16 protein-coding genes are annotated in these 20,971 nt (G+C 52.6%); 7 read left to right on the forward strand and 9 right to left on the reverse strand.

What is annotated here, in order from left to right; genetic code table 11:
* Positions 1-95: 95 nt before the first annotated feature.
* The 5 genes from livH to BJJ97_RS05875 all read left to right on the forward strand — a co-directional run bounded on the left by livH (position 96) and on the right by BJJ97_RS05875 (position 5,086).
* Positions 96-1,022, forward strand: coding sequence for a high-affinity branched-chain amino acid ABC transporter permease LivH (livH, locus tag BJJ97_RS05855; protein ID WP_039275912.1), 927 nt, complete (start codon positions 96-98; stop codon positions 1,020-1,022).
* Positions 1,019-2,293 carry a high-affinity branched-chain amino acid ABC transporter permease LivM gene (locus BJJ97_RS05860; RefSeq protein ID WP_039485273.1) on the forward strand — a complete coding sequence of 425 codons (1,275 nt, stop codon included), beginning with the start codon at positions 1,019-1,021 and terminating at the stop codon, positions 2,291-2,293. Before livH ends, BJJ97_RS05860 begins: the two co-directional genes overlap by 4 nt.
* Complete coding sequence (gene livG, locus BJJ97_RS05865; protein ID WP_095700963.1) at positions 2,290-3,060, forward strand: high-affinity branched-chain amino acid ABC transporter ATP-binding protein LivG; 771 nt, start codon at positions 2,290-2,292, stop codon at positions 3,058-3,060. The genes BJJ97_RS05860 and livG overlap by 4 nt, the downstream gene beginning before the upstream one ends.
* A gap of 5 nt (positions 3,061-3,065) precedes the next feature.
* A complete protein-coding gene (gene livF, locus BJJ97_RS05870) occupies positions 3,066-3,767 on the forward strand; it encodes a high-affinity branched-chain amino acid ABC transporter ATP-binding protein LivF (RefSeq protein ID WP_039485268.1) in 702 nt (233 codons plus the stop codon).
* A 128-nt stretch (positions 3,768-3,895) separates the two neighbouring features.
* Complete coding sequence (locus BJJ97_RS05875; protein WP_095993354.1) at positions 3,896-5,086, forward strand: aminotransferase-like domain-containing protein; 1,191 nt, start codon at positions 3,896-3,898, stop codon at positions 5,084-5,086.
* A gap of 93 nt (positions 5,087-5,179) precedes the next feature.
* Here BJJ97_RS05875 and BJJ97_RS05880 read toward each other — a convergent pair whose 3' ends face one another.
* The 9 genes from BJJ97_RS05880 to ltnD form a co-directional block, all read right to left on the reverse strand.
* Entirely contained in the window at positions 5,180-6,826 is a 1,647-nt protein-coding gene (locus tag BJJ97_RS05880; protein ID WP_095993355.1) for a methyl-accepting chemotaxis protein, read from the reverse strand.
* Positions 6,827-7,417: 591 nt separating this feature from the next.
* Complete coding sequence (locus BJJ97_RS05885; RefSeq protein ID WP_095993356.1) at positions 7,418-9,088, reverse strand: methyl-accepting chemotaxis protein; 1,671 nt, start codon at positions 9,086-9,088, stop codon at positions 7,418-7,420.
* A gap of 680 nt (positions 9,089-9,768) precedes the next feature.
* Complete coding sequence (locus BJJ97_RS05890; RefSeq protein ID WP_095993357.1) at positions 9,769-11,439, reverse strand: methyl-accepting chemotaxis protein; 1,671 nt, start codon at positions 11,437-11,439, stop codon at positions 9,769-9,771.
* A gap of 278 nt (positions 11,440-11,717) precedes the next feature.
* Entirely contained in the window at positions 11,718-13,397 is a 1,680-nt protein-coding gene (locus tag BJJ97_RS05895) for a methyl-accepting chemotaxis protein (RefSeq protein ID WP_095993358.1), read from the reverse strand.
* Positions 13,398-13,703: 306 nt separating this feature from the next.
* Positions 13,704-15,062 carry a GntP family transporter gene (locus BJJ97_RS05900; protein ID WP_095700957.1) on the reverse strand — a complete coding sequence of 453 codons (1,359 nt, stop codon included), beginning with the start codon at positions 15,060-15,062 and terminating at the stop codon, positions 13,704-13,706.
* Positions 15,063-15,246: 184 nt separating this feature from the next.
* Positions 15,247-16,035 (reverse strand): 2-oxo-tetronate isomerase, encoded by a 789-nt coding sequence (gene otnI, locus BJJ97_RS05905; RefSeq protein ID WP_095993359.1) that lies wholly within the window; start codon positions 16,033-16,035, stop codon positions 15,247-15,249.
* 31 nt (positions 16,036-16,066) lie between these two features.
* Positions 16,067-16,723: a 3-oxo-tetronate 4-phosphate decarboxylase gene (gene otnC, locus BJJ97_RS05910; protein ID WP_095993360.1), complete on the reverse strand. Its 657-nt coding sequence runs from the start codon at positions 16,721-16,723 to the stop codon at positions 16,067-16,069.
* The gene (gene otnK / locus BJJ97_RS05915; RefSeq protein WP_095993361.1) at positions 16,720-17,994 is read right to left on the reverse strand and encodes a 3-oxo-tetronate kinase; all 1,275 of its coding nucleotides are present in this window, start codon (positions 17,992-17,994) and stop codon (positions 16,720-16,722) included. Before otnK ends, otnC begins: the two co-directional genes overlap by 4 nt.
* Entirely contained in the window at positions 17,991-18,905 is a 915-nt protein-coding gene (ltnD, locus tag BJJ97_RS05920; RefSeq protein WP_095993362.1) for an L-threonate dehydrogenase, read from the reverse strand. Before ltnD ends, otnK begins: the two co-directional genes overlap by 4 nt.
* Positions 18,906-19,243: 338 nt before the next feature.
* Here ltnD and ygbI point away from each other — a divergent pair, with 338 nt between their 5' ends.
* Both ygbI and BJJ97_RS22245 read left to right on the forward strand, forming a co-directional pair.
* On the forward strand, positions 19,244-20,005 hold the full coding sequence (gene ygbI / locus BJJ97_RS05925; RefSeq protein ID WP_095993363.1) for a DNA-binding transcriptional repressor YgbI: 762 nt from the start codon (positions 19,244-19,246) through the stop codon (positions 20,003-20,005).
* 254 nt (positions 20,006-20,259) lie between these two features.
* The gene (locus BJJ97_RS22245) at positions 20,260-20,970 is read left to right on the forward strand and encodes a hypothetical protein (RefSeq protein ID WP_227003566.1); all 711 of its coding nucleotides are present in this window, start codon (positions 20,260-20,262) and stop codon (positions 20,968-20,970) included.
* Position 20,971: the final 1 nt, after the last annotated feature.

Raw genomic sequence — 20,971 nt, forward strand, 5'->3', positions numbered from 1 at the left:
CATTCTCCGCCCGCCGAGTGTGTACCAATAATAATCCCTCAATACCGAAGCCCCCGTTGCCGCAAGGCGCGGGGGCAGCATTTAAGGTTTAAGGTATGTCCGAGCAGTTCCTTTACTTTTTTCAGCAGATGTTCAACGGCCTGACGTTGGGCAGCACCTATGCGCTGATCGCCATTGGCTACACCATGGTTTACGGCATTATCGGCATGATTAACTTCGCACACGGCGAAGTGTATATGATCGGTAGCTACGTCTCCTTTATTGTGATTGCGGCCCTGATGATGATGGGTATCGATGCTGGCTGGCTCCTGATTGGTGCCGCTTTCATTGCCGCCGTGGTCATTTCCAGCGCCTACGGCTGGAGTATCGAACGGGTGGCTTACCGACCGGTTCGAACGTCAAAGCGTCTGATTGCGCTGATTTCTGCCATCGGGATGTCAATTTTCCTGCAAAACTACGTCAGCCTGAATCAGGGCTCGCGTGATGTTGCACTGCCGAGTCTGGTGACCGGCCAGTGGGTGCTGGGCGAAAGCAATGGCTTTGCCGCGACGATTAGCACCATGCAGTTGACCATCTGGATCGTGACGTTCCTCGCCATGCTGGCGCTGACGCTATTTATTCGCTATTCCCGTATGGGTCGCGCCTGTCGCGCCTGTGCGGAAGACCTGAAAATGGCAAGCCTGCTGGGTATCAGCACCGATCGCGTGATCTCCCTGACCTTCGTCATTGGCGCGCTCATGGCTGCTGTTGCTGGCGTGCTGCTGGGGCAATTCTACGGCGTCATCAACCCCTATATCGGCTTTATGGCCGGGATGAAAGCCTTTACGGCGGCGGTACTGGGCGGCATCGGTAGTATTCCTGGTGCGATGATCGGTGGGCTGATTCTGGGCGTAGCCGAAGCGCTGACGTCCGCTTACCTGAGCACGGAATACAAAGACGCGGTGTCGTTTGCGCTGCTGATTGTGGTGCTGTTGGTGATGCCAACCGGCATTCTGGGTCGCCCGGAGGTTGAGAAAGTATGAAGCAGCTCAACCTGTTTAATGCGTTGGTTTCCGCGTTCATGCTGCTGGTGCTGGCCTCGTTCTTAATGGGCATGCAGTTGGCGCTGGATGGCACCAAGTTGGTGGTGCGCGGTGCTGATGAAGTCCGTTGGTATTGGATTGGCGCGGGCTGCATCGTGGTGTTCTTCTTCCAGTTGATTCGCCCGTTCTTCCAGCAAAGCATCAAGAAATTCTCTGCACCGTCGCTGGTGCTGCCGAGCTTTGATGGTAGTACGCCACGGCAGAAGATATTGGCTGCGGCATTGATTATCGCCGCTATAGCCTGGCCGTTTCTGGTGTCGCGCGGTACGGTGGATATCGCCACGCTCACGCTGATTTACGTGATGCTGGGTCTGGGCTTGAACGTTGTAGTTGGCCTGTCCGGCCTGCTGGTATTGGGCTACGGCGGGTTTTACGCCATTGGCGCGTATACCTATGCGTTGCTGAACCACTATTACGGATTGGGCTTCTGGGAAAGTCTGCCGCTGGCAGGCATGGTGGCGGCGCTGTCCGGCTTCCTGTTAGGGTTCCCGGTGCTGCGTTTGCGCGGTGACTATCTGGCGATTGTGACGCTCGGGTTCGGTGAAATTGTCCGTATCCTGCTGCTGAACAACACTGAAATTACCGGTGGTCCGAACGGCATCAGCCAGATCCCTAAACCGACCTTCTTTGGTCTGGAATTTGGCCGTAACGCGCGCGATGGTGGTTGGGATACGTTCCACAATTTCTTCGGTCTGCAATATGACCCGAGCGATCGCGTCATCTTCCTGTATCTGGTCGCGCTGCTGCTGGTCGTGTTAACCCTGTTTGTGATTAACCGTCTGCTGCGGATGCCGCTGGGACGTGCCTGGGAAGCGCTGCGCGATGATGAAATCGCCTGTCGTTCTCTGGGGCTGAGCCCAACGCGCATCAAGCTGACCGCGTTTACCATCAGCGCCGCGTTCGCGGGTTTTGCCGGTACGCTGTTTGCCGCGCGTCAGGGCTTCGTTAGCCCGGAATCGTTCACGTTCGCTGAATCTGCCTTTGTGCTAGCCATCGTCGTGCTGGGCGGAATGGGCTCGCAGTTTGCGGTCATTCTCGCTGCAATCTTGCTGGTTGTATCCCGCGAGCTGATGCGCGATCTGAATGAATACAGCATGCTGCTGCTGGGTGCGCTGATGGTTCTGATGATGATTTGGCGTCCGCAAGGCCTGCTGCCGATGAAGCGTCCTGAGATGAAGTTGAAAGTCGCGAAGAAGGAAGAGCAAGCATGAGCACGCAGCCACTATTATCAGTCAGAGGTCTGATGATGCGTTTTGGCGGCCTGCTGGCGGTCAACAACGTTGAAATGGATATTCATGCTGGCGAAATCGTCTCGCTGATCGGCCCGAACGGGGCGGGGAAAACCACGGTCTTTAACTGCCTGACTGGTTTTTATCGCCCAAGCGGCGGCACCATCATGCTGCGCGATCGTCATCTGGAAGGATTACCCGGACAGGCGATTGCCCGAATGGGCGTGGTGCGCACATTCCAGCACGTTCGCCTGTTCCGTGAAATGACGGTGATCGAGAACCTGCTAGTGGCACAGCATCAGCACCTGAAAAGCGGCGTATTTGCCGGGCTGTTGAAAACCCCGGGCTTTCGTCGTGCTGAAGCCGATGCGCAAGAGCGCGCCGCGGTGTGGCTGGAGCGTATCGGTCTGTTAGAGTTAGCGAACCGTCAGGCGGGGAATCTGTCTTACGGCCAGCAGCGCCGTCTGGAAATCGCCCGTTGCATGGTGACACGACCTGAGCTGCTGATGCTGGATGAGCCTGCTGCCGGTCTGAACCCGAAAGAAACTGACGAGTTAAATCAGCTGATTGCGGAATTGCGCGATAGCCATCAGGTGTCCGTTTTGTTGATTGAGCATGATATGAAGCTGGTGATGGGAATTTCCGACCGGATTTATGTCGTCAATCAGGGAACGCCGCTGGCACAAGGCACCCCAGCTGAAATTCGTAACAACCCGGATGTCATCCGTGCATATCTGGGTGAAGGATAACGTTTATGCTGTCATTACATCAGGTTTCGGCCCACTACGGAAAAATTCAGGCGCTGCATCAGGTGAGCCTGCACATTAATCAGGGCGAGATTGTTACGCTGATCGGCGCGAACGGTGCCGGTAAAACCACGCTGCTGGGCACGCTGTGCGGTGACCCGCGCGCGACGGAAGGCACCATCACGTTTGACGGTAAGGACATCACAAACTGGCAGACGGCGCAGATTATGCGTGAAGCTATCGCGATTGTGCCGGAAGGGCGTCGCGTCTTTTCCCGCATGACGGTAGAAGAAAATCTAGCGATGGGGGGGTTCTTTGCCGAGCGCGATCAGTATCAGGAACGCATTGCGCGCGTCTACGATCTGTTCCCTCGTCTGTTCGAGCGACGCGCCCAGCGTTCCGGCACGATGTCCGGCGGCGAACAGCAGATGCTGGCGATTGGCCGTGCGCTGATGAGCCAGCCGCGTTTACTGCTGCTGGACGAGCCGTCGCTGGGGCTGGCACCGATCATCATTCTGCAAATTTTCGACACGATCCAGCAACTGCGCGAAGAGGGGATGACCATCTTCCTGGTGGAGCAAAACGCCAATCAGGCGCTGAAACTGGCTGATCGGGGTTATGTACTTGAAAACGGCCATGTCGTGTTGGAAGATACCGGAGCGGCATTGTTAGCTAATGAAGCGGTACGTTCGGCCTATCTGGGCGGATAATTTTAGAGCAGATCTACCCTAAATCATTCGAGCGGCGGAACGCCAACGCGTATGCCGCTCGAAGGATGACAGGGGGAATCGTTATCGGGCCGGTTTACCGGCCTGTTTCGTAGAAGGGTTAAGAAGAGATGGCCATTGAAGGGTTGTTAGCGCACCGCATCGCTCAGTTAAAAAGTTCCGCCATCCGTGAACTGCTGAAACACAGCAAGATGGAAAATATTATCTCGCTGGCTGGCGGGATTCCGTCAGATGCATTATTTGATTTTGAAGGGCTAAGTCAGGCCACGCAGTTAGCGATTACCGAACAGCCGAAAACGGCATTCCAGTATGGCTTAACTGAAGGCAGCAGCGTGCTGCGCGATCGCATTGCCGAGCTGTGCGCCGTACGCGGCGTAAAAACGCGCGGTGATGACATTGTCGTGACGGCCGGTTCGCAGCAGGCGCTGGACCTGATCATGCGTGCGATGGTCGATCCGGGCGACGTGTTTGTCGTTGAACGTCCGACTTACCTGGCGGCACTGCAAACGCTGGAACTGGCGCAGGCGCAGGTGATGTCTGTGTCGTCCGATGCCGACGGCATGGTGGTCGATGAGCTGGAAGAGCTGCTGAAGAAACAGCGCATCAAAGGCGTTTATATCGTTCCGAACTTCGGTAACCCGAGCGGCGTGACGCTGAGCTATGAACGTCGCCTGAAATTGATTCAGCTGGCAGAGCGCTACGGTTTTGTCATTATCGAAGACGATCCCTATGGCGAGCTGCGCTTCACCGAAGAGCGCAACCCGACGCTGTTCCAACTGGCGGAAGAGAAGCTGGGTAGCACGGAATACGTGCTGTATACCTCTACGTTCTCGAAGGTGCTGGCACCGGGACTGCGTCTCGGCTGGGCGATTCTGCCGGATTGGCTGTTGCACAAAGTCGCGATTATCAAACAGGCCGCTGACCTGCATGCCAGCGCACTGTCGCAGACCGTCGCGGAATGCTATCTGGGGCTGGGACGTCTGGATACGCAGATCGAGAAAATTCGCCACGCGTATAAGCACAAAGGCGAACTGCTGGCACAGCTGGTCGAGAAGGAACTGGGTGATGTCATCACCTTCAACCAGCCGAAGGGCGGGATGTTCCTGTGGGCGAAGTTCCGTCAGGACGATTTCAACACGACGGAATGGCTGAAGAAGACGCTGGAGCAGGGCGTGGTCTTCGTGCCGGGCGAGTTCTTCTTCCCAGACAATATCGATTACTCAACGCTGCGTCTGTCCTTTGCGACGGCAACGGATGAGCAAATGCATGAAGCGGTGGCTCGCCTGCGTCGGGCGCTGTAATCGCCGATAATGAATTGCCCGTTAATGTGAAAAAAAACCGCTGATATTTCAGCGGTTTTTCTTTTTTTAACGTCGAGTTAATCGGTTGTGTGTTTAAAAGGTTTCCCAGTTTGTGTGACTCGAACTACCGGCCAGCGCCAGTTTGGGTCTGTACAGTTTCGCCACTGGTGGTGCGGCACGCTGTGGCTGGATGCCGTCGATTTTGAACACGCTCATCAACTCAACCAGATGTTTGGCCTGTTGACTCAGGCTGTCTGCGGCGGAAGCGGATTCTTCAACCAGCGCGGCGTTCTGTTGGGTGACCTGATCGAGCTGATTGACAGCATCGTTGACCTGAGAAACGCCCTGTTCCTGCTCGTGGGTGGTCAGGCCGATTTCATTGATAAGATTGGCGACACGCTGCGACTGCTCCACGACTTCTTCTATGGTTACGCCGGCTTCGTTAACTAACCGTTCGCCCGCTTCCACTTTTCCTACGCTGATGCCGATCAGGTCCTTAATTTCACGTGCTGCGGAGGCGGAACGTTGCGCCAGTGAGCGAACTTCCCCGGCCACTACTGCGAATCCGCGTCCTTGTTCTCCGGCGCGGGCGGCTTCGACAGCAGCGTTGAGCGCCAGAATGTTGGTCTGGAAAGCAATGCCGTCAATCACGCCGATAATATCGCCAATTTTACGCGAACTGGCGGTGATCTCTTCCATTGTCCGCACGACGTTGTTAACGACATCTCCGCCTTTGCGGGCCGCCGCGCTGGCCGAGTTGGCAAGCTGTGCCGCGTTACGCACGGTGTCGGCGTTCTGTTTCACGGTGATATTCATCTCTTCCATGGAGGCAGCGGTTTCCTGAAGATTTGCGGCCTGTTCTTCCGTGCGTTGACTCAGATCGGTATTGCCGATGGCAATCTGGCTGGCACCTGTGGCGATAGACTCGCTGCTTTGATGAACTTGCCCGACGATATTGCTCAGGCTTTGGCGCATCTCTTCCATCGCAGCCAGAATACTGGTGGTGTCTCCGGCACGTCGTTCAATCGCGATGGCAAGATTCCCTTTGGCGACCTGACGCGTGATCTCCAGCGTATAGGCCGGTTCTCCGCCAAGCTGACGCTTAATTTTACGGGTGATCCACCAGGCGACAACACCTCCCAATAGCGAGGCACACAGCGTGAGAATCAGCATTAAGCTGCCAGCATTGAACGCTTCTTTCTCGGACTGGTTGGCGATATCTATCGTAAGAGATTTCTGCCTCTCAGCCATTTTATCCAGTGCGGTGAATACGCTTGCCTGTGTAGCGCGTACCTCCGTCAGCAGAAAGTTGCGAAACGCGTCGTGCTGGCTGGTCATCGCCAGTTCAATGGCTTTTCTCATGTTGCTGATATAGGCGGGGAGGGCCTGTTCCAGTGCTGCAACCAGCGCTTTAGTCTCGTTGCTCACCGCGTTGTTACGTATTTGCGCCAGCAACTCGTTATTACGTACGATGGATTTCTCAATGCGCTCCTTTTCCGTCTTCATCTGCTGTTGATCGTTTAGAAGTGCAATATTTCTGATGGCACGTGCGGTGTCGTTAACGTTGTCTTTAAATTCCTGCATTAACAGAAGATTGGTAATACGGACTTGTGACAGGATCTGAATGTTTCCCCCGAGTTTTTCTAACTGAGTACGACCCAGTATGGCGACTAAAAATCCAATGACGATAATTAGCGTAAAACCCGTTCCTAACATTTTTCCCAAGCTTATATTCTTCATGATGTACCTTTTTTAATTATTGAAATTTGACACAGCAGGTGTCGTTATTTTGAGGGTGATGGTACAGATGCGATTCACCCCACGAGTTTTATGGCTTTCATCATTCTATTTATCCCATAGTGCACTTTCTCATGCGGGTGTGTTGGCGACGCTGATACTCCAGTCACTGCGTTGGCGGAGGAATGAGGTCGTCACTTTCATGCACGTAGGGAATGCCTGTTAAGAATATTTACAGGCCAAAGGAATGACAAATAAAGTGTAGACAAGAATGTGAAGAATTGATGACAGAATAAACGTAACAAAAACCCCCTGATTTATTCGTCGGCTAGAGAATTAATATTATTTTCTTATCGTAGTCAGGATAGATAATAAATATTAATCAATGATGCTCTACCTAATAAGAGTGAGATTTTTTTCTTATTACTATTTATTTTGTAACTTTTAACCTTTAATTGTTATTATTAATAAGCGCGGTTTTTTTAACCGTATTATTTATTCTTGTTATCCATGGAAAATAAAAAGCCGCTGAAGAGTCAGCGGCTTTATGTTGTGTGCTAAGTGGCCTAGGTATCTATCGCTTGGCCGCGTTCGTTAAAAGGTTTCCCAGTTATCACGGCTTGTGCTGCCTGACTGACCAGCCAGAGCTAGCCTCGGTGCCGTCTGCTTCTTCGCCTGTGACGTCAGCCGTGGTGCTGGTGTTTGAACGCCGCTGATTTTGAACACGCCCATTAATTCCAGCAGCGTTCTGGCCTGCTCACTCAGGCTGTCGGCGGCGGAGGCGGATTCTTCAACCAGCGCGGCGTTCTGTTGGGTCACCTGATCGAGCTGATTCACCGCATCATTCACCTGAGATACGCCCTGTTCCTGTTCGTGCGTGGTCAGGCCGATCTCATTGAGCAAGTTGGCAACCTGCTGAGATTTTTCGACAATGTCTTTGATGGTGATGCCCGCGTCGTTAACCAGCTTCTCACCCATTTCCACGTTAGCCACGCTGACGCTAATCAGATCTTTGATTTCCCGCGCGGCGGAAGCGGAACGCTGCGCCAGAGAGCGTACTTCACCGGCGACCACGGCGAAGCCACGGCCTTGTTCACCGGCTCTGGCTGCTTCAACGGCAGCATTGAGCGCCAGAATATTGGTCTGGAAAGCAATGCTATCGATGACGCCAATAATATCGCCGATCTTACGCGAACTGGTGGTGATATCTTCCATGGTGCGTACAACGTTACTGACCGCATCGCCGCCTTTTTGCGCCGTCGTGCTGGCGGAATGGGCCAGTTCTGTTGCGGTGCGTACGGTCGCAGCATTCTGCTTCACCGTGGTATTCATTTGTTCCATTGAGGCGGCGGTTTCCTGAAGATTCGCGGCCTGCTCTTCTGTACGCTGGCTCAGATCGGTGTTGCCCATCGCAATCTGCGTCGCGCCCGTGGCGATAGATTCGCTGCTCTGATGCACCTGACCGACGAGGTTGCTCAGGTTTTGACGCATATCTTCCATCGCGGCCAGCACGCTAGTGGTATCGCCGTCGCGCAGTTCAATCGAGACGGCCAGATTCCCTTGTGCAACCTGACGCGTGACTTCCAACGTGTAGGCTGGCTCTCCCCCGATCTGACGTTTAATGGTTCGGGTAATCCACCATGAGATTATTGCCCCCAGTACGACAGAAAGCAGGGCGATAATCACCATCAGCGTACCTGCGCTAGTGGCATTCTTTAAAGACTGGTCGGCGATTTCCACTGTAAGTTTTTCTTGCCAGTTAACCATGTCATTCAGGGCCTTGAAGACGGCATCCTGCTTGGCCCGCACATCGGTTAATAACAGATGTTGAGCTTCGCTGTTCTTGTTCGCCATTGCCAATGCGATGGCGTCTGTATAGCTACTGCTATAGGCCGGGCGCACGCGCTCGAGTACCGCGACCAGTTCCTGAGCATGTTTATCGACGGCGCTGTCGTGGATTTTTTTGAGTAGCATGTTATTGCGGGAAATCATCTCCTCAATACGCGCTTTCTCTTCCTGCAATTGCCGACTGTCTTCCAGCATCGTCAGGTTTCTGATGGCAAGAGCATTGGTGTTAATGTTGTCTTTAAACTCCTGCATTATCAGGAGATTGGTAATGCGGACCTGCGACAGCAGTTGGATGTTTTCCCCGAGCTTGTCGAGCTGGATGCGGCCAAATATCGCCACTAGAAATCCGATAGCGATGACCAGGGTAAAGCCGGTCCCTAGCATTTTACCCAGGCTACTATTTTTGATGAGATTCATTGTGTCCCTTATTATATGTTGAGAACTAATATGGTTGGTGCCGGCGTGCTTTAAATGTGAAATAGGCGTTGCGAAAATGTATTTATTTTGCAAGTGCCATCACGTTGATACCCTAAAGATTCGCGTCGCAGAAAGATGAATAAACATGCGGCTTGAAGAATGACAGGTATATCCTTTCCCGTAATCGTTGCCTGTTTTCCTTGGCTAATAAACTTATCCTAAGTTTACTTTTTCCTGTCACGCTTTCCGGTAAGGGGTCGTCGTGTCTGGTGCGGTGGAACATATACAAATAAGGGTAAATGATGGCGCAGGAGTATAAAAGGTGGCGGTAAAAGCCGCAATATCTCTATGGGTTAGAGAAAAAATAAACTGGGGTCAGGCTGTAATGCTAAATTGACGATCATGTTAATAAACGCTGTGGTTATGATTTTTTGCTTATTTATTCAACGTTAAAAGATGTTTGTTTTTTATTCATTCTTTTTTTTCGAACAACATGATGTTTTTACCCTCATATATTTGATGTTTTTATAATCGAAAATTGCCATTCCTCGTTTTTATTGATTTTATTCAACGGCGCTTAATATAAAACGCATTGCTGGTTTTCCTCTTTATTCATTGTTTTTCCTATTGAAAAAAAACCGCCGATTGCTCAGCGGTTTTGGGGTTCTCTTGGCTGGCCGTTAAAAAGTTTCCCAGTTTTGCTTATCGCTTCCCGCGCTGTTTTTAGGATTGGCGAGAGAGAGTTTGGCACTGGTAGGTCTTTTCAGCTGTGGTGCAATGCGCTGTGACGACCCGCCCTCGACGGCGAAGGTCTTCATCAGCTCGACCAGATGGGCCGCTTGATCGCTCAGGCTATCGGCAGCGGAAGCGGATTGCTCAACGAGCGCGGCATTCTGCTGCGTCACCTTATCAAGCTGGTTAATCGCATCATGAATCTGCGAGACGCCGGATTCTTGTTCCTGCGTGGTGACGCCAATTTCGTTAATCAGATCGGCAACGTGACGTGCCTGACGCACCAGTTCTTCGATTGTCGTTCCCGCATCGCTGACCAGTCTGGAGCCTACCTCGACTTTCTCGACGCTGTGGCCGATCAGCTCTTTAATCTCTTTGGCTGCCGTTGCAGAACGCTGTGCCAGCGAGCGAACTTCGCCTGCTACCACGGCAAAGCCACGACCTTGCTCACCCGCGCGTGCGGCTTCTACCGCGGCGTTAAGCGCCAGAATGTTGGTCTGGAAAGCGATGCCATCGATGACGCTAATGATGTCGCCAATTTTGTGCGAGCTGTCGGTAATCTCTTTCATGGTGATAACAATATTACCGACGGCTTCACCGCCTTTAGCCGCGGTATTGCTGGCGGCCTGCGCCAGTTGAGCGGCATTGCGCACCGTATCGGCATTCTGACGCACGGTTTGGCTCATTTCTTCCGTGGAGGCGGCGGTTTGTTGTAGATTCGCGGCCTGCTCTTCCGTGCGCTGGCTGAGGTCAGTGCTGCCTGCGGCAATCTGGCTGGCACCGGTTGCGATAGATTCGCTGCTCTCACGCACTTGCTCCACAATGCTGCTTAAGCTTTTGCGCATGTTATTCATCGCAAACAGCAAGCTGGTATTGTCGCCCGACGCCAGATCGACCGGTATCGCGAGATTACCTTGCGCGATTTCCTGTGTGACCTGTGTGGCATAGGCGGGTTCACCCCCCAGTTGCTTCTTGATGTGGCGGGTAATCAGCCAGGCGATGCCTGCACCGAACAAGGAGGCGATGACGGCCAGAACCAGCAGTGAATTGCCATCATAGTAGGATTCTTCAATGGCGTTGGTTGCCGTTTGCGTGGTGTAGTCTCTCTGCAACTGAATCATGCTGTTCAGATTGTTAAAAAGCTTGGTTTGTATGGGTTCAAGCTGAGTTTTAACCAACTCAATAGATTCAGCCTGCCTGTTGCTGAGTGACAGCGCGACGGCCTGGCGGCCCACGGTGGCAAATTCAGTGCGATTTTGCTGAAGTTCACCCAGAATATTGCGGACCTCGGTTGCCCGTAAATTTTCTTCCAACTGAGTGACAAGCTTCGTGTTTTTGGCGCTCGTGGCTTCAATCAGTTTTTGATTGTCTTCCAGAACCTTTTGTTCGGTCGCGATAAGCATACGCAACGTGGCTTTGATCGTGACGTTAAGATTATCTTTCAATTCTTGTAGCACGATGAGGTTGGCAAGGTGGTGTTTGGCCAGCCTGTCAGTGGTATTACCGAGGCCAACCAGATGCATTCTGCCGAAAATGGCCACTAATAGGCCGATAACAATAACAATGGCAAAACCCGAACCGACCTGAGTACCCAATTTCATTTTTCTTTTATTCTGCATGTTATCCTCATGACTATTGACACTATTTATTGTTATTAAGCGGATTTTCTTCTGCACGACGAGAGCAATGTACGACTGCGGTTTCTAAATCCTTCTGATGAATAACTAAGCAGTCCACTCTAGGATATCGGCATGAGCAGCGAAAACATTGATTTTAATTGTCGATATTGCCGCAGGCGGATGAGGAAAAAACAGGAAACGCAGGGAATGGATGCTGCTGGCGATGAAGGGATGTAAACGTCAAAGTGGGGGATGCGCGATCCATCCCCCGCGTAGAATTAGAACTGCTCCCAGTTTTGGCTATCGCTTCCCGTGCTGTTTTTAGGATTGGCGAGAGAGAGCTTGGCGCTGGTAGGCCGTTTCAACGGCGGTGCAATGCGCTGTGACGATCCGCCCTCAACGATGAACACTTTCATCAGCTCGACCAGACGGGCAGCCTGATCGCTTAGGCTATCGGCGGCAGAAGCGGATTGCTCAACGAGTGCGGCATTCTGCTGCGTGACCTGATCAAGCTGGTTAACGGCATCATGAATCTGTGAAACGCCAGATTCTTGTTCCTGCGTGGTGACGCCAATTTCGTTAAGCAGACCGGCAACATCCTGTGCCTGGCGCACCAGCTCTTCAATCGTCACGCCAGCGCTGTTCACCATGACGGAACCCGCTTCCACTTTCTCGACGCTGTGGTTGATCAGCTCTTTGATTTCTTTCGCCGCGGAAGCGGAGCGCTGCGCCAGAGAACGCACTTCCCCCGCAACGACCGCAAAACCACGGCCTTGCTCGCCCGCTCGTGCGGCTTCTACTGCGGCGTTAAGCGCCAGAATGTTGGTCTGGAAAGCGATGCCGTCGATGACGCTAATGATGTCGCCAATTTTGTGCGAGCTGTCGGTGATTTCTTTCATCGTTATCACGATATTGCCGACGGCTTTGCCCCCTTTGGCGGCGGTATCGCTGGCGGCCTGCGCCAACTGCGTGGCATTACGCACCGTATCGGTGTTTTGGCGCACGGTCTGGCTCATTTCTTCCATTGAGGCGGCGGTTTGTTGCAGGTTGGCCGCCTGCTCTTCTGTGCGCTGGCTGAGGTCGGTACTGCCAGCGGCAATCTGGCTGGCACCCGTTGCGATCGATTCGCTGCTCTCACGCACCTGTTCAACAATCCCACTCAGGCTTTGGCGCATACCGTTCATGGCTGCCAGCACGCTGTGGTCATCACCGGGGCGCAGATCGACGCTGACGGCCAGATTGCCCTGCGCAACCTCTTGTGCGATGTGTGCGGCGTAAGCGACTTCGCCACCCAGCAGATTTTTTATCGTGCGAGTGATCAGGATGGAGATAAAAATCCCGATGAAGACTGCGAACGCCGCGAACAGCAGCAGCGTATTGCCATCGTCCCTGGCTTTATGCATGGCGTTGGTCGTCGTTTCCATCGTCTGTTTTTTCTGTAACTCAGTCAGTCCGTCCAGAGCCGCGAAAACCGCTGCCTGTGCCGGTGGCATCTCATTGACCATGACTAACGCGGCCTGCACTTTTTCTTCGGGCACTCCAGAGAGGCTTAATGCAATGGCTTTATTCACCGCGCTTAGGTAAGCCGGGCGTGCCTGCGCGAGCTGTTCCAACAGGTTACGGGCTTCCGGTTCGGAAATCTGTTTATAGACTGTCGCCAGGGCTTCGTTATTGCGGATAATTTGCTGATCGAACAGGCGTTTTTCTTCCTGGATACGGGCGCTGTCTTGTGAGAGCCCGATATTACGGACAACACGGGCGACAACCTCAAAACCACTTTTGGTGTCCTGAATCAGAAGCAGGTTGGCCAGATTTTTTTCAGAGAGCGATTCAATATCTTTACCCAGATTGGCGAGATGGACGCGTCCCAGAATGGCAACCATCAGACCGATAATGATGACAGCGGCGAAACCTGCGCCCAGCATGGTGCCAAGTTTCATTTTTGATAGAAAATTCATAATGTTCCTTTATTATTTTGCATTGATTGATGCAGGCTTTGCCTTACAGATTGGTCATCCTTTACGACAGGTCAGGAATGGGGTGCGCTTCTGATTGCATACTGCGGTATGCCGATTTGCGAGAGCGGGCAGGAGAACGCGTTGTTTCTTACCCAAGCGATATTATAAAGGCAGAATAAAAACGGGTAGATGTGGAATATGGGAGTAAAAAGGGCGTATTTTTCAGCATAAAGGAGGTAGGTACATGCAGTATTCAGTTGATACCAATGGGGAAACCGCAGCCTCCCCATTGTGAAATTCACACGATTACAGCACCAGCCACAGTGCCCAGGTGAAGAGGAACCCGGCCAGTCCGAGGATAGTCGTCAGCACCGTCCAGGTGCGCAGGCCATCGGCAACGGACAGCCCCAGATATTTGGTGACGATCCAGAAGCCGGAGTCATTGACGTGCGACAGACCCAGTCCACCAAAGCAGGCAGAGAGCGTCACCAGCACCAGCTGCATCTGGTTCAGGCCGCTGACGGCTTCGCTCAGCAGGCCACAGGTGGTGAGAATGGCGACGGTAGCCGAACCTTGCGAGGCACGCAGCGCCAGCGACAGAATAAATGCGGCAGGCACCAGCGGCAGGTGAATGCTGGTCAGCGTATCCGCCAGCGCTTTACCGATGCCCGATTCCACCAGCACTTTACCGAACACGCCACCGGCACCGGTCACCATAATGACCATCGCGGCGGCAGGCATGGCATCGCCCATCACTCCGCTGGCTTTCTCCAGCGACCAACCGCGACGCAGGGCAATCAGCCAGAACGCTAATCCCAGTGCAATCAGCAGCGCTACGGCGGGAGAACCGACCAGCGACATCACGTTACGCACTGGGTGTCCGGCAGGCAGAACGGTTGCGGACACGGTGCCGAGCATAATGATGGCGATAGGAATCGCGATCAGCGCGGCGATCAGTCCGGCCGAAGGGGCAGACACGGGAGCCGTGTTCGGTGTCGAATCTTCCGGCTTTGCCATCTGTAATTGCTCTAACACTTCGACGGAAAGCGCGTACTTGCGGCGGTTCATTGCCTTAGCTGCCCAGTAGCTGATGATGCCGACAGGAATTGACACCAGCAGGCCAATGATGGTCAGCCAACCGATATCTGCATTCAACAGACCCGCAGCGGCAACCGGGCCGGGGTGGGGCGGCAGCGCGACGTGTACGGTCAGCATCACGCCCGCGACGGGCAAGCCGAATTTAATCGGGGAGACTTTAGCGACTTTCGCAAAGCCGTAAATAATTGGGGCGAGGATAATAAAGCCGACATCGAAAAAGACCGGAATACCCAGAATAAACGCGGCGATGGTTAATGCTGCCACCATTAATCCCGGTCCCATTAATTGGGCAAAGCGGTGCGCTAAGGATTCCGCGCCGCCGGATACTTCGATCATTCTGCCCAGCATGGCACCGAGGCCGATAATAATCGCCACCGAACCGAGAATACCGCCCATGCCGGAGGTAATGACTTTCATTACCTCGCCAGTCGGAATACCGGTTGCCAAGGCAACGAGTAAACTGACAACCAGAAGTGCGACAAAGGGCTGAATTTTAAATTTAATGACCATCAGTAGCAGGAGTAATACCCCGGCGATAGCGATGCAGAGTAAAAGCGAGGTGGCCATGTTCTTATCCTCATTGACCCATTTTTCAATTCAGAGGCTGAAAAGGTATTGGGTTATTGTTTTATTTGAATAAAGGGGTGCCTCGACTCCTGTAATATATACAGGAGTCTGACCTATTCTTTTTTATTTATTCGCGTCTAACGACGATGTCTCTGGTGTTGACATTATTTCCTGGATAAGTGAATTAGTGTTTTTTCTCCAGCCAATTTTTAGCCCATCCCAACCCGTCTTCCGTTTTACCGCGTGGGTTATATTCACAGCCAACCCAGCCGGAATAATTCACGCGATCCAATTCGGCAAAGATGAACGGATAATTAATTTCCCCTTCATCGGGTTCATGTCGAGCAGGAACCGAAGCAATTTGAATATGTCCGATGCGGCCAGCCAAATCGTGAATAATTTGCGTCAGGTTGCCATCGACAATTTGTGCGTGGAAGAAATCCAGCTGGATATAGACGTTCGGCCGGTCGATCAGATTGGCTAATTCCAGCGCCTGATACTGACTGGCGAACAGGTAATTCGGTTTCACCTTCGCGCTCAGCGCCTCAATCATGATGTTGATGCCGTGCGGTGCAAACTTATCGGCGGCGTAGCGCAAGTTATCGATAAAGGTTTGCTGATAGGCGGCACGGTCTTCACCGGGTGGCACAACGCCCCCCATCACCAGCACCGAAGGGCAATTGAGCGCCAGCGCATATTCCAGAGCGTTATCGATATCCCGGCGGGCATCTTCAATGCGGTCGGGCAGGGCAGAAACTCCCCATTCACCTGCCGCAGTATTGCCGGGCGCGGTATTGAACAACACCTGCTTCAGGCCATTTTCCCGCAACTTTTCCGCCAGCAGCGGAGCTGGATATTCATAAGGAAACAGGTACTCAACCGAGGTGAAGCCCGCTTCGGCAGCGGCTTTAAAACGATCGAGAAACGGCACATCGGTAAACAGCATAGAAAGATTGGCAGCAAACTTAGGCATGGTTAACTCCTCGGTTCAGCAAAATGGCTCATCAAGAGAGCTCTGCAATATCGTCAGCGGTGAGGTAGCGAATTTTTCGGTCACCGAGAATAAAAATCAGCTTGGCGGTTTCTTCCAGCTCTTCCATGTTGTCCGCCGCCGCGCGCAGATCCTTGCCGGTGACGACGGGGCCGTGGTTAGCCAATAAGAACGCCTTGTAACGCGAAGCCAGCTTCGCCAGATCTTCACCGAGTCGGGCATCGCCGGGGCGGTAATAAGGAACGACGGGCACTTTACCGACGCGCATCACCACATAAGGTGTGAACGGCTTGATGGCATCCTGTGTGTCCAGCCCTTCCAGACACGAGAGCGCCGTCAGGTAGGTGCTGTGCAGGTGTACGATCGCTTTGCACTCGGGATCGTTACGGTAAATCGACAGGTGGAAGCTGACCTCTTTCGACGGCTTATCCCCGGAGATCCATTCGCCGCTCAGGCTGACTTTGGACAGCCGCTCGGCATCCAGTTCACCGAGGCAGGAGCCGGTCGGCGTTGCTAGCAGCGTGCCGTCATCCAGTAGCAGCGAGAGGTTACCTGCTGAACCGGTGGCGTAGCCGCGCTGGAAAAAGGACGCGCCCAGCTTGACCATTTCCGCGCGTGCGCGTTGTTCGCTGTTTAGCGCAGCCTCGGTGCTGTGGTGTTTTTCACTCATGCGGCAAACTCCTTTTGGGCGCGGGCAAAAAAGTCTTCATCACCGAAATTGCCGGATTTCAACGCCAGCGAGAGCGGATGATTGGTCGAACGCACCCACGGCACGCCCGGAGAAATGGACGGCCCGATATGGAACGCGTTAATGCCCAGCGTTTGCACCACAATGCTGGAGGTTTCACCGCCCGCGATGATGAAGCGTTGAAAGCCGTCTTGCTGAAGCTGATGGGCAACGGCGGCAAACAGCTTCTCCACCGCCTGGCTGCTGGCTGCTGCCCCCCAGCGCTGCTGAATCTGCGCCAGTTCATCGGGTGATGAGGTGGCGTATAGCAGCGGGGCGAGTGCGTCGTCACGATGCGCTTTTACCCAGTCGGCCAATTCCTGCACGTAGGCTTGCTGAGCGTCATTGCTTTCTAGGCAGCGTGCGACATCAATTGCGCGACCCGCCGCCTGTTTCAGGTAGTGGGCAACCTGCTTGTTGGTCATCACCGAACAGGAGCCGGACAGTACAACACCTGCGCCTGATTGCGGCTTGCCCGCCTCGGTTGCGGAACCCGTTTGTGCCGCGGGCTCTGCCCACTGACGCGCCAGACCAATCGCCAAGCCGGAACCGCCGGTGACCAGCTTCATGTCGCGTAGCGCTTCGCCCTGCGTTAACAGGTGCTGCTCGTTCAGCGTATCCAGCACCACATAGCGGATGCCTTGTTCTTTCAGCTGTGACAGCCGCTGCTTAACGGCCTCCGCGCCTTGATCCATCACGGCATACGGCACCAGCCCGCAGCGTCCGGCTGCCTGCTGTTCCATGACGCGCATCAGGTTGCTGTCCGTCATCGGCGTGACTGGATGGTGGCGCATCCCGGATTCAGACAGCAGCTGATCCATTACGAATAAATGTCCCTGATAGACCGTTCTGCCGTTCACCGGCAGCGCCGGAGAGATGATGGTTTGCGTTTCGCCAAGCTGCGCTAACAGCGCGTCGGTCACCGGACCGATGTTGCCTTTCGCGGTGCTGTCGAAGGTGGAGCAATATTTAAAGTAGAATTGCTGGCAGCCCTGCTGTTGCAGCCATGCCAGCGCCTTGAGTGAATCCGCCACGGCCTGCTCCGCCGGGCAGGAGCGCGACTTCAGGCTAATCACCACGGCCTGCGTCTCAACCTTAAAGTCGGACGGCGGTACGCCGTTGAGCTGCACGGTCGGCAGCCCGTTGTTCACCAGAAAGCTGGCGATATCCGTGGCACCGGTAAAATCGTCGGCAATCACACCGAGCTTGATCATGGTGCCTCCTTCTTTTCCGGCAGCGTAATGCCGTTAAAAATCTTGATGACTGCGCTGTCGTCTTCTTTACCGAATCCAGCGTTGCTGGCGGCGGTAAACATGTTGAACGCGGTGGAGGCCAGCGGCAGCGGGAAATGGAGCGATTTGGCGGTGTCGGTAACCAGCCCCAGATCTTTCACGAAGATATCAACGGCTGATTTCGGCGTGTAGTCGCCGTCTACCACGTGGCGCATGCGGTTCTCAAACATCCAGGAATTCCCGGCGGCGTTGGTCACCACGTCATACATGATATCCAGCGGGATATCGGCACGCGCGGCCAGCGCCATTGCTTCTGCCCCAGCGGCGATGTGTACGCCTGCCAACAGTTGGTGGATAATTTTAACGGTCGCACCCAATCCGATCTCTTCACCGATGCGATAGACCTTGCCTGCGACGGCGTCGAGTACCGGTTTCAGTTTCTCAAAAGCCAGGTCGGAACCGGATGCCATTACCGTCATGTCGCCTGCGGCGGCTTTCACCGCACCGCCGGACACTGGCGCATCCAACATGATGAGCTGATGCTCAGCCAGACGCTGTTCAATGTTTTTGGCATCCTGCGCGGAGATAGTGGAAGACACCATGACTACGGTGCCAGGCTTGAGTTTCGCCGCGACTTGCGGTTCACCGAACAGAATCCCATTCACCTGTGCGGCATTCACCACCAGCAGCACGACGGCATCCAGCTTGTCAGCGAAGGTATCAATCTGTGTGTCGGCCTGCGCCGCACCCGCCTGACGTAATCTTTCCAGTGCCTGCGGATTGATATCGACACCGTATGTCGTCAGGCCAGCGTTGATGCAGGACGCCGCAGCGCCAAAGCCCATGGAACCCAGACCGATAACGGCGACAGCATAATCAGAAGTCTTTTTCATGGTGGTTGCCTTGTTAAAATTAGTGATTTTTTGTTCTCTTGTGTTAAATATAAGGACTATCAGAACAAATTGTGGTGATTTTTATCACATAAATTAACATTGAGGTCGTGATGATTCAGTGTAGCTGAACCTCGCTGGGAAGATGATTTCACTTATTATCTTTATATATCAGTCGATTATTTCTATTTCGGCATTGAGTTATGAGAAAGGTTGTTATCTCTGGCGTGGTTTATGACGTGAATTTATGATAATTATCGTCATCAAACGGGGTGTTTCTCACAATATTTATCAGCTCCCATATTTATCAGACCAGTACAATCAAACAGGGAACGGACAGCGTGATTCCAGTAGAACGTCATCAACAGATTCTGGCGCTGATCGCCGAGCGCGGCGCAGTAAGCATTAACGAACTGACCGAACGGCTGGGCGTGTCGCATATGACGGTGCGGCGTGATGTGCAAAAACTGGAACAGGATGGCCTGCTGCTGAGCGTCTCCGGTGGCGTGCGCTCGCCTGAACGTCTGGCGATTGAGCCGTCGCATCAAGATAAATCGGTGATGTTCAGCCAGCAGAAAGAGGCGATTGGTAAACTGGCGGCGCAGCATATCCCGTTCAATAGCTGCATTTATCTGGATGCGGGCACTACCACGCTATCGCTGGCGCGCGAACTGGCCGAGCGCGACGATCTGCTGATTGTTACCAACGACTTTGTGATTGCTGCTTTTCTGATTGAGTCCAGCCAGTGTCGCATGATCCACACGGGCGGCACGCTGTGTCGGGAGAACCGCTCCTGCATCGGCGAAGCGGTGGCGCAGGCGCTGCGCAACCTGTTTATCGATATCGCCTTTATCTCCGCCTCTTCATGGAGCCTGCGCGGGCTGTCCACGCCGAATGAAGATAAGGTGGTCGTGAAACGCGCGGCGGTCGACGCCAGCAGCAAGTGCGTCTTGCTGTGTGACACTTCAAAATACGGCCGCATCGCCACCCACCTCGCCACGCCGCTCAATGTATTCGACAGCATCATCACCGACGACGGCCTACCCGCCGCCGCCAAAGACGCGCTAGGTAAAATGGGCGTTGAGGTGCTGGTGGCAGGGTGAGGGGTGTTGTATTTAATAAAATGGTGTTTTTTTAAAAGGAAATAGGTCAAAGTCAAATATAGTCAGGAGGATACTATTACTTTAAAATAATTAGCGCAGTAATTATTTTAAAGTTTACCATATAACCCAAAGTAACTGGTTTCTCAATAGGGGTATGTAAGATTTTTATAGAAAGTAGCTATTATTTGTTGTCATAGGTTTTACAAGCATGCTATAAAATTTAAGTAAAACTAGTATGTTACCGAGCCATCTATATGACCCCAAATAGCCAAGTGACTCAAGAAGAACCAAACCCTTTAGGCCTTGCTAGAAACAACCCGCGCTGTAGTTGCAAATGGGTAACATTTTTATCAATTTTATTCTCTGGTTTCTCGGTTAGCATCATTTTTTTATTTGTTTTATATTTTATACTTAAACCCGATTTTTATTCCTATATCGGTTTTTCTAACGAATTCGTATTAAAGAAACCAGAATTAATAAATGATCCTGAAATATTAGAGAGTATTGGTCGTTTGGTAAAGAATGGAACGCTATTAAGTTTAGATGACTTTTGGTCCTTTCAAAGTAATCTTTATCAAACAATCATAACTGTTCTCATAGCATTGAATGCTATAATTGCAGCATTTTCTTTTTTTATCATAAAAAATTCATCAATTGAAAATGCTCGGGAAGAGGCTAGAAATGAAGCCGTAAGTGAGGTTCGTAGATATATCGAGAGCATTGTTTTTAATAATGAAATTAAATCTATTCTAGATGAAAAAATAAAATCACTACAGTTAGATCTTGCTTCACAAATAGAGACTGTTGATGAATTGATATTGACTTGTAACGTAGGAGAGATAAATAAATTATCCATTGATTATAGTGAGTTGCGCAGACAGTTAAAAGTGCTTGCTGAACGGGTCTCGGAATTAGATAAAGATGAAACAGATGGTAAGGAATTAATTATTGGGCATAAGGTTTAAT

Origin of the sequence: Pectobacterium polaris, from assembly GCF_002307355.1 — a bacterium.
GTDB classification, from domain to species: domain Bacteria; phylum Pseudomonadota; class Gammaproteobacteria; order Enterobacterales; family Enterobacteriaceae; genus Pectobacterium; species Pectobacterium polare.

Coding starts and splice junctions, on each gene's coding strand:
- livH (WP_039275912.1), top strand. CDS start 96: ATGTCCGAGCAGTTCCTTTACTTTTTTCAGCAGATGTTCAACGGCCTG.
- BJJ97_RS05860 (WP_039485273.1), top strand. CDS start 1,019: ATGAAGCAGCTCAACCTGTTTAATGCGTTGGTTTCCGCGTTCATGCTG.
- livG (WP_095700963.1), top strand. CDS start 2,290: ATGAGCACGCAGCCACTATTATCAGTCAGAGGTCTGATGATGCGTTTT.
- livF (WP_039485268.1), top strand. CDS start 3,066: ATGCTGTCATTACATCAGGTTTCGGCCCACTACGGAAAAATTCAGGCG.
- BJJ97_RS05875 (WP_095993354.1), top strand. CDS start 3,896: ATGGCCATTGAAGGGTTGTTAGCGCACCGCATCGCTCAGTTAAAAAGT.
- BJJ97_RS05880 (WP_095993355.1), bottom strand. CDS start 6,826: ATGAAGAATATAAGCTTGGGAAAAATGTTAGGAACGGGTTTTACGCTA.
- BJJ97_RS05885 (WP_095993356.1), bottom strand. CDS start 9,088: ATGAATCTCATCAAAAATAGTAGCCTGGGTAAAATGCTAGGGACCGGC.
- BJJ97_RS05890 (WP_095993357.1), bottom strand. CDS start 11,439: ATGCAGAATAAAAGAAAAATGAAATTGGGTACTCAGGTCGGTTCGGGT.
- BJJ97_RS05895 (WP_095993358.1), bottom strand. CDS start 13,397: ATGAATTTTCTATCAAAAATGAAACTTGGCACCATGCTGGGCGCAGGT.
- BJJ97_RS05900 (WP_095700957.1), bottom strand. CDS start 15,062: ATGGCCACCTCGCTTTTACTCTGCATCGCTATCGCCGGGGTATTACTC.
- otnI (WP_095993359.1), bottom strand. CDS start 16,035: ATGCCTAAGTTTGCTGCCAATCTTTCTATGCTGTTTACCGATGTGCCG.
- otnC (WP_095993360.1), bottom strand. CDS start 16,723: ATGAGTGAAAAACACCACAGCACCGAGGCTGCGCTAAACAGCGAACAA.
- otnK (WP_095993361.1), bottom strand. CDS start 17,994: ATGATCAAGCTCGGTGTGATTGCCGACGATTTTACCGGTGCCACGGAT.
- ltnD (WP_095993362.1), bottom strand. CDS start 18,905: ATGAAAAAGACTTCTGATTATGCTGTCGCCGTTATCGGTCTGGGTTCC.
- BJJ97_RS22245 (WP_227003566.1), top strand. CDS start 20,260: ATGACCCCAAATAGCCAAGTGACTCAAGAAGAACCAAACCCTTTAGGC.